5 protein-coding genes are annotated in these 4,418 nt (G+C 71.3%); 3 read left to right on the forward strand and 2 right to left on the reverse strand.

What is annotated here, in order from left to right; all coding sequences use genetic code 11:
- Positions 1-670: acyl-CoA dehydrogenase family protein (locus tag HKK72_RS36430; RefSeq protein WP_187238946.1), on the reverse strand; the 670-nt coding region annotated here is incomplete at its 3' end.
- A gap of 84 nt (positions 671-754) precedes the next feature.
- Positions 755-1,153: a hypothetical protein gene (locus HKK72_RS36435; RefSeq protein ID WP_187238947.1), complete on the reverse strand. Its 399-nt coding sequence runs from the start codon at positions 1,151-1,153 to the stop codon at positions 755-757.
- 205 nt (positions 1,154-1,358) lie between these two features.
- On the opposite strand from HKK72_RS36435, the gene HKK72_RS36440 reads away from it, so the two are divergent.
- The 3 genes from HKK72_RS36440 to HKK72_RS36450 all read left to right on the forward strand — a co-directional run bounded on the left by HKK72_RS36440 (position 1,359) and on the right by HKK72_RS36450 (position 4,288).
- Positions 1,359-2,000, forward strand: a complete 642-nt coding sequence (locus HKK72_RS36440) for a hypothetical protein (RefSeq protein WP_187238948.1) — start codon at positions 1,359-1,361, stop codon at positions 1,998-2,000.
- A gap of 219 nt (positions 2,001-2,219) precedes the next feature.
- Positions 2,220-2,663, forward strand: coding sequence for a formate dehydrogenase subunit gamma (locus HKK72_RS36445; RefSeq protein WP_222721597.1), 444 nt, complete (start codon positions 2,220-2,222; stop codon positions 2,661-2,663).
- Complete coding sequence (locus tag HKK72_RS36450; RefSeq protein WP_187238950.1) at positions 2,660-4,288, forward strand: formate dehydrogenase beta subunit; 1,629 nt, start codon at positions 2,660-2,662, stop codon at positions 4,286-4,288. Before HKK72_RS36445 ends, HKK72_RS36450 begins: the two co-directional genes overlap by 4 nt.
- The last annotated feature ends 130 nt before the right edge of the window (positions 4,289-4,418 follow it).

Here is a 4,418-nt window from a genome sequence, read left to right on the forward strand (position 1 = left end):
CGTCGGCGGACGCGTACACGTCGTCGAAGAAGATCTCGGCGAACCCGTGCCTGCCGTCGAGCTGGGCGATCGGCCGCACCGTCACGCCGTCGGCGGTCAGCGGGACCATGAAGTACGTGAGACCGCGATGCCGCCGCGCGTCCGGGTCGGTGCGGAAGAGGCCGAAGCACCGGTCGGCGTGGGCGGCCCGGGAGCTCCAGGTCTTCTGGCCGGTCAGCCGCCAGCCGTCGCCGTCCGGCGTGGCCGTGGCGCGCAGCGCGGCGAGGTCGCTGCCGGCCTCGGGCTCCGACCACGCCTGCGCCCAGATGTCGTCGGCGCGGGCCATCCGGGGCAACAGCCGCCGCTTCTGCTCCTCGGTGCCGTAGGTCATGAGCGTGGGGGCGAGCAGGAACACACCGTTCTGGCTCACCCGCCCGGGGGCGCCCGAGGCCCAGTACTCCTCCTCGAAGATCAGCCACTCGATGAGATCGGCGTCCCGGCCGCCGTATCGCCGTGGCCACGAGACCGCCGACAGCCGGGCCGTGGCCAGCGTGCGCTCCCATTCGCGATGGCGCTCGAAGCCTGCCGCGGTGTCCATCGAGGGCAGCGGATCCGCGGGCACGTGCTCGGCGAGCCAGTCCCGGACCTCGGCTCGGAAGGCCCGCTGACCCTCGGTGAAGGTGAGATCCACGCGCCCTCCGCTACCAACCTAGCGACCGCTTGGTACGGTAGTCTCCAGACTGCCGCGGGGCAAGGTCCCGCGGGTGGCCGTGGCTCAGCCGGCGCCTTGCGGATGCTCGGTCGCGACGTCCCGGGGCGCGGGGGGCGGGGCATAGATCACCGGCCAGTCCGCCTCCGCGTTCAGGGCCGCCACGACCTTGTCGGCGGGACCGCCGGACGGCGCGGCGAAGACGATCGTCGTCTCCGGGACCCGCGCATACAGGGCCGGATCGACGGCCGACACCACCCTCAGCAACCGCACCGCGTACGGGTCCACCCTCGAGCGGTCGGCGAATCCGGCCGGCTCGATGCCCAGCCTCTTGAGCACGGCGGAGTGGGCGACCACGTCGACGGTCAGCGTGTCGCCGTCGAGCCGTCGTTCGACCCAGGCGTCGGTCTGCACCACGTAGAAGGCCCGGTCGCCCTCGTAGGCATGTGCGCCGAACCGGGACACCGCCCGCTCACCCGCAGGACCCGCGTGTCCACGACCACGATGAGAAGGACCTCGTCCGGCGCGTCCGGGTCCACTCCGGACCGCAGCCACGCGTCCGCCATGTTCGATCGCCCCTTCCACGCACGCTTCAGCGCTGATGAGCCGAAGCGGTTCCATGAGTGTGACCACCTGACCATTTCCCCGCAAGGCCCGTAGCATTGGGCACGTGGCATCAGGGTCGTACGTGTGGTCGCCCCACGCCGATGCCTACGCCGCGGTGCTCCTCGACCCGGTGTCGGGACGCAGAGCCCTCATCCGCCGGCCGGCCGCCGGCCGACTGCCGATGGACGACCTGATCCGGCTCGAGACCCTCGCCTTCCGCTGGGTCAGCCTGCCGACCCAGGCACCGGCACAGTCCGAGCTGTTCGGCGCCCTCGACACCGATCCGCTGCGCGTCCTCAACGGAATGAACTGGCTGCTCGCCTACTGGGCCGTGCTCTGGGACCTGCGCGCCGGCGATCCCGCCCCTCAGCTCATCCGCCGGCTCGACTACACGGGGGCCTGGCGCAACACCGGTCCGGGCGAGGGCGCTCCCGAGCGCGAGCACGTCTGGCGGGCCATCACCGAGCGGATCAGAGCCGGAGTGCTCGCCCAGCTGACCGGCGATCCGGACCTGCGAAGCCGCTATGACGCCGAGGTCGCCCGGCTCGCCCCTGACGTCTTCCTGCACATCACGCTGGCGACCATGGACGGGCTCAGCCAGGACCTGACGCGCAAGGGTCTCGCCCTCGAAGGCATGGCCGCGGCGCTGGCCGAGCACACCGATCCGGGCGACGGCGCCCTGCCGCCGTTCGGACCGCCGAGGTAGCTTGGCGGTACTCCGCCATTCCGCCGCGGCCCTTCGCCGCCTCTAGCAACGCCTCTAGCGACCGCTCGTACCTGCTCGAATCTCCTTTTCGCAGGGCAGACCGCTATTGCGGAGTAAATTCCATACCGTATACAATCTTTCCTAGCCGGACATCAAGGACACGGACGGCGGATGGAGACGATAGTGACAGTCGGCCATAGTCTTTCGATTCAGGAGCGGGTGCGCGCCATCGTGACCGCGCACGACGGCGAGCGGGGAAAACTGCTGCCGATCCTGCACGGGATCCAGGCGGAGTTCGGCTACGTCGACCAGGCCGTCGTCCCGGTACTGGCCGAAGAGCTCAACATCTCCCGCGCCGACGTGCACGGCGTGATCACCTTTTACCACGACTTCCGCAAGGCCCCGGCAGGGCGTACGGACGTGCGCGTCTGCCGCGGCGAGGCCTGCCAGGCGGTCGGCGCCGAAGCGCTCATGGCCCACGCCCGGCAGCGCCTCGGGATATCCGCCGGCGAGACGACCCCCGACGGCACCGCGACCCTGCAGCAGGTGTTCTGCCTCGGCAACTGTGCACTCGGGCCGTCGGTGCAGGTGAACGGCAGGCTGTACGGAAGGGTCGGGCCCAGCCGCCTGGACGCCCTCGTCACCGAGGCGGGAGCCCGATGACCGGCCCCGACCGGCGACCGGTGACCGTCTACGTGCCACGGGACTCGGCCGCCCGGTCCGTGGGCTCCGATGAGGTCGCGACCGCCATCCGCGGCTCCGCCGATCGGCCGATCCGCGTGGTGCGCAACGGATCACGCGGCATGCTCTGGCTGGAGCCGCTGGTCGAGGTGGTGACCGACGAGGGCCGGATCGGGTACGGCCCGGTGCGTCCCGAGGACGTCGAGGGCCTGCTCGCCGCCGGTCTGCTCGACGGCGGCGACCACGAGCTGCGGCTGGGCGTCGTGGACGAACTGCGGTGGCTGCGCGACCAGGATCGGGTGACGTTCGCCCGGGTCGGGGTGACCGATCCGCTGTCGGTGGACGACTACGTCGCGCACGGCGGTCTGGCCGGTCTGCGCCGCGCCCTCGAGCGCTCGCCCGCCGAGGTGGTCGAGGAGGTCACCGCCTCGGGGCTGCGCGGTCGCGGCGGCGCCGGGTTCCCTGCCGGCATCAAGTGGAAGACGGTGATGGAGGCCGCCGGCCCGCTGAAGTTCGTCTGCTGCAACGCCGACGAGGGCGACAGCGGCACCTTCGCCGACCGGATGCTGATGGAGGGCGACCCCTTCTGCCTCATCGAGGGCATGCTGATCGCCGCCCACGCGGTGGGGGCGACCGAGGGCTACGTCTACATCCGCTCGGAGTACCCGGACGCCATCGCGGCGATGCGTGCCGCGATCGACATCGCCCACGCGCAGAACTGGCTGGGCGAGGGCGTCCTCGGCTCGTCGATGAACTTCGAGCTGTTCGTCCGAGTGGGCGCGGGCGCGTACATCTGCGGCGAAGAGACCTCCATGCTCGAGAGCCTGGAGGGCAAGCGGGGCATGGTGCGGGCCAAGCCGCCCATCCCGGCGCTGTCCGGGCTGTTCGGCAAGCCGACGGTGGTCAACAACGTGCTGACGGTCGCCTCGGTGCCCATGGTCCTGGCCGACGGCGCCGACGCCTACCGGCAACGTGGCGTCGAGCGCTCGCGCGGCACCCAGGTGTTCCAGCTCGCCGGCAACATCGCCCGCGGCGGCATCGTCGAGACCGCCTTCGGGGTCACGCTCGCCGAGCTGGTGCACGAGTTCGGCGGCGGCACCGTGTCGGGCCGGCCCGTCCGCGCCGTGCAGGTCGGCGGGCCGCTCGGCGCCTACATCCCGACCTCCGACCTCGACCTGCCGATGGACTACGAGGCGTTCGCGGCGGCGGGCGCCATGGTCGGCCACGGCGGCATCGTCGTCTTCGACGACACCGTCGACATGGCGCGGCAGGCGCGGTTCGCAATGGAGTTCTGCGCGGAGGAGTCCTGCGGCAAGTGCACGCCCTGCCGCGTCGGCTCGGTTCGCGGGGTCGAGGTGGTCGACCGCATCATCGCCGGGGAGGACCGCGACGCCAATCTGGAGCTGCTCGAGGACCTGTGCGAGCTGATGACCGACGGCTCGCTGTGCGCGATGGGCGGGCTCACCCCGCTTCCGGTGCGCAGCGCGATGCGGCACTTTTCCGAGGACTTTCTCGCCCGCGACGCGGGTGACGGTACGGGCACGACGCCGGCCTCCGCCGGTGAACAGGTGCCTGAGGACGTCTCGTCCGCTCCGCCGGTGTCCTAGGCGGCGGCGCGTAGAAGAAGGGCAGTCATGGCACTCATCAAGGAACCCGACCTCGGCACTCCCGGCCGGCCGGGCGAACCGACCGTAACAGTGCAGGTCGACGGCATGTCCGTCACCGTGCCCGAGGGCA

The sequence above is a fragment of the Actinomadura sp. HBU206391 genome, assembly GCF_014323665.1.
In the GTDB taxonomy this organism is placed as follows: Bacteria; Actinomycetota; Actinomycetes; order Streptosporangiales; family Streptosporangiaceae; genus Actinomadura_C.